Here is a 3,677-nt window from a genome sequence, read left to right as displayed (position 1 = left end):
CCAACAAAAAAATTCCTTTTTTGGTAAAATTCCAGAACCCATCTCAAAAATCCCGCCTATGGGGATTTTTGAGATGGGTTCTAAACATTTTAACGCAACGTTTCATTCATTTTTCCGCTTGCGGCGAGTTCAAAATCTATATTTAAAGTTTTTCTATGATACCAAATACCGATATGTTTCACAAAGCGCTGCGTCTGACGGCGTGGGCCCACTACGGCCAGGTCACCAAATTCGGCGACCCTTACATGACCCATCCCGTGGCGGCGAGTTACGAGCTTCTGGCGGCACAGGCCGCCGGAGAGAGCTTCAATGTCGATCTGGCCGTCGTCGTGGCGCTGCTGCATGACGTGGTCGAAAAGAGCGACGTCACGGTCAAATCGATCCGGAAGGATTTCGGAAAGTCGGTCGCCGAAGGGGTCGAAGCGATGACCAAAAACGAAGCGCTTCCCAAAGAGGAGCAGCTCAAAGATTCGATCGTGCGTATCCTGGAGCAGCCCAGGGAGATCGCCATGGCCAAACTGGCCGACCGCATCAGCAGTATGCTCCCCATCTCTTCGGAGTGGTCGCCCCAGAAAGTGGAGACGATCACGAACAACGCGAAGATGATTCTGCAGATGCTCGGAGACGCCTCCCCCTACCTGGCGAAACGTCTCGAAAAGAAGATCGCCGCCTACGAAGAGACACTGGAGAAGATACGATGAGAAATCAGCCCAAATATTCGCTTTTCAAAAACGCCCGTTACGCGGCGGAGGGCCTCGTCGAGGTATTCCGGCACGAAACCTCCTTCAGAATCGAAGTGATCCTCTCCATCGTCGTCTGGATCGCGCTTCCCTTCGTACCGATGCCGCTGCTCGCCAAGACGGTCCTGGGACTTTCAATGCTGCTCGTGCTCATTGCCGAGCTGGCCAACAGCGCGATCGAACGGGTCGTAGATCTCGTGACCCGCGAAAAGCACACCCTCGCCAAACACGCCAAGGACGCCGGCGCAGCGATGGTGCTCCTGACGGTCTTCTTCACGATCGTCGTCTGGCTCGTGACGCTCTATCTGGTCTATTTCGACTGACTCTCCCCGCCGGGGAGTATTTTGAGCTCCTCGTGCATCCTCTCCATCTTTTTCTGGATCTTTTCCGGATGGGTGATCATCATGTACCCTTTGTAGCTGGTGAAAAGCCCAAACAGCATCACCACCACCGCCGCGATCTTGATGACCAGCTGTCGGTAGGAGGAGCCTTTGATGAGCGATGAGAAGATTCCCACACCCAGCATCGCCGGGATCGTCGCCACACCGAAGACACCCATGACGATGGCCCCTTTGAGAGCAGAACCGGCCACGATGGCGGCCGTGGCGAAGAAGTAGACGAGACCGCAGGGGATGAAACCGTTGAGCATCCCCATCAGGAAAAAGCTGGGGAGCGAACGGGAGTGGATGACCAGCCTGAAGAGCTTGCCGAACCACGAACTCTGGGCGATGGAGGATTCGATGGAGTTGAGGAACTTGATCTTGCCGATCAGTGAGAGGCCGATGAAGAGCATCAGAATGCCCACGGCGATGAAAAGCAGCCCCTTGGCCGTCAGGTCGAAGCTCACCTTCTGTCCCAGATAGCCGAAGATGGCACCGATGATCATGTAGCTGACGACCCGTCCGATGGAGTAGAGGAGGTGGGCGATCATCTGGTGGGTTTTCGACCACCGTGCGTCCACCTTCGCCGCCGTATAGGCCAGGACGAAGCCCCCGCACATCCCTATACAGTGGCCGAACGACCCCAGAAGCGCCACCAGAAAAATCGTACTCAGCTCGACACTGCCCATCTGTACCGCCTTTTTCCTCTAATTTTATCCAACTTCCCGTTAATCGACGACAAGTTCGGGCCGATTTCTGTAAAGTCCCACCCGAACCCTCTCGAGTCTCAAAGAGGTACCGTTTTTCGGCCTCGACCTCTTTGTCTTGAAAAAGAGCTTGATTTTTCTACCCTTGCCGTAATGGAGATAGCCCCGTCTGTAGGTGCCGGATACGGCGGCGACCACTTCGTTGAGACACCTGGGATCGGCCAGATCGTCAAAATCTCTCAGCAGCAGCGGCTCCACCGCCGTTTTTCCGCGTTTTTCCAGCACGTCGATCTTCGTCACCTCCCGAAGGCCCTTGTAATCGTAGAGTTTTCGCACCGCCACCTTGCATCTGTCACCCACATCGAGACGGCCCGTATCCCGGTAGACCAGAATCGCCCGGCCGCCCGGCTCCTTGAGGATCGCCACCTTTCCCTTTTTGTAGATGACCACCGCCTCCTCGACGATCCCGTTCATCCAGCCCAGGGGCATGCTGTAGAGATCGGCGATGTGGATGGTCCGTGCCGGCGATCCTTCCGCTTTTTCACCGTCTTTTCCTTGGCGATTTCCGACAGAGGGTTTGTAGGGCTCCGTCGAGAACCTGGCATAGATCGGCAGATGGTCCGAATAGCCCGCGTTCAGGTGTCTGCCGTGTCGCCTTTTGGCCACCTGCCACCTATAGATGGCTCCCTTTTTCGTAAAGAGATAGTGGGGTGTGAACTTTTTGAACGAGCGATCCTCGTAATCGATCCCTTTGCCGTCGAACATCGAAGCGGGGAGAATCATGTGATCGAGCGCGTGCTTGTCGCCGTAGAAGTTGTGGCTCCATCGCCGCTGGGGCGGAAGCTCCAGCCAGAGGTCGTAGTGGTAGGGCCGGACGATGTCGCGTTTGGAGACGGGTTTGCCGTCTTGGATCGTTTTGAGGATATGGTTGATCCCCGTCAGGCCGCGGGTGTCGTTGAGACGCGGGGTCTGCGGCAGCGTCCGCCACTCGTTCCAGTCACTGTTGAAATCCCCCAGAAGCAGATAATCCTCTCCCTTGGGGAGGGCTTTCACACGCTTCATCAGCGCCTTCGCGCTCACCACTCTGCGGCTCTCCGGCCCGTTGCGCGATTTCCAGTGGTTGACGAAAATCCGCAGCCTGTGCCCCTCCGCATCGACGGTCGCTTCGAGAATGTTTCGGGTAGCCAGGCTCCCGTCGGGATCGATCTCTCTTTTTTCCACGATCGGAAAACGGGAGAGCAGGGCGGTTTTGACGACGGTCGGTTTGTCGTCGGCGATGGCGCGGTATCCCATCGGCCAGCCGCACGCCGCCACACCTTTCTGCAACGCCGCCAGCGCCCCGTCGCTCTCGATCTCCTGCAGTCCGATGATGTCGGGTTTGAGATCGCAGATCACCTGCGAGATATTCGCGACCTTGATTGCGAAGGCCTTCTCGTTCCAGCCGTACCCCGTAAAGGGGATGTACTCGGTATATTCCGACCCGCTCTTTTTAAGATCGAAGAGGTTTTCGACATTCCAGCTCGCCACTTTGATCTCGCCGGAGAAGAGCAGCAGAGGAAGAAGAGTGAACAGCAACTTTTTCATGAGAGAATTGTAGCAGTTTTGGGTGAAAGTTTCCGTTCGGTTTCGATTTTGAAATCTCCCGGATCATCGCTTCGCGATTTTGTTCCGCACCCACTTCTCCGCCTCCATCACGACGATCAGCCCCAGCGCCAGGATCGCCAGCTCGTCCCAGAGCCGGAAAGGGACAGGCTCCACCGAGAGGATGCGCTGGGTCAGCGGAAAGTGCAGGGCCCCCACATGGATCGCCTGGGCGGCGATGACCGAGAGGATCAGCATCGGGTTCTGCA

General features: G+C 56.5%; 5 protein-coding genes. 2 read left to right on the top strand and 3 right to left on the bottom strand.

Annotation, left to right across the window (positions count from 1 at the left end; genetic code table 11):
• The first annotated feature begins 155 nt into the window (after positions 1-155).
• On the top strand, positions 156-701 hold the full coding sequence (locus Q1K23_RS08535; protein ID WP_300363829.1) for an HD domain-containing protein: 546 nt from the start codon (positions 156-158) through the stop codon (positions 699-701).
• Entirely contained in the window at positions 698-1,063 is a 366-nt protein-coding gene (locus Q1K23_RS08530) for a diacylglycerol kinase (protein WP_300363827.1), read from the top strand. Before Q1K23_RS08535 ends, Q1K23_RS08530 begins: the two co-directional genes overlap by 4 nt.
• On the opposite strand, the gene Q1K23_RS08525 is transcribed toward Q1K23_RS08530, so the two are convergent.
• The 3 genes from Q1K23_RS08525 to Q1K23_RS08515 all read right to left on the bottom strand — a co-directional run.
• Positions 1,051-1,809 carry a sulfite exporter TauE/SafE family protein gene (locus Q1K23_RS08525; protein WP_300363825.1) on the bottom strand — a complete coding sequence of 253 codons (759 nt, stop codon included), beginning with the start codon at positions 1,807-1,809 and terminating at the stop codon, positions 1,051-1,053. The genes Q1K23_RS08530 and Q1K23_RS08525 overlap by 13 nt on opposite strands.
• Positions 1,810-1,848: 39 nt before the next feature.
• Positions 1,849-3,411, bottom strand: coding sequence for an endonuclease/exonuclease/phosphatase family protein (locus Q1K23_RS08520; RefSeq protein ID WP_300363823.1), 1,563 nt, complete (start codon positions 3,409-3,411; stop codon positions 1,849-1,851).
• Positions 3,412-3,474: 63 nt separating this feature from the next.
• The coding region (locus Q1K23_RS08515; protein ID WP_300363821.1) for a cation transporting ATPase C-terminal domain-containing protein at positions 3,475-3,677 on the bottom strand (203 nt) is incomplete at its 5' end.

It is taken from the genome of Hydrogenimonas sp., assembly GCF_029933015.1.
Lineage (GTDB): Bacteria > Campylobacterota > Campylobacteria > Campylobacterales > Hydrogenimonadaceae > Hydrogenimonas.
The sequence above is the reverse complement of the archived record's forward strand: the minus strand, read 5'-3'. Positions and strand labels throughout refer to the sequence as shown.

Coding starts and splice junctions, on each gene's coding strand:
- Q1K23_RS08520 (WP_300363823.1), bottom strand. CDS start 3,411: ATGAAAAAGTTGCTGTTCACTCTTCTTCCTCTGCTGCTCTTCTCCGGC.
- Q1K23_RS08535 (WP_300363829.1), top strand. CDS start 156: ATGATACCAAATACCGATATGTTTCACAAAGCGCTGCGTCTGACGGCG.
- Q1K23_RS08525 (WP_300363825.1), bottom strand. CDS start 1,809: ATGGGCAGTGTCGAGCTGAGTACGATTTTTCTGGTGGCGCTTCTGGGG.
- Q1K23_RS08530 (WP_300363827.1), top strand. CDS start 698: ATGAGAAATCAGCCCAAATATTCGCTTTTCAAAAACGCCCGTTACGCG.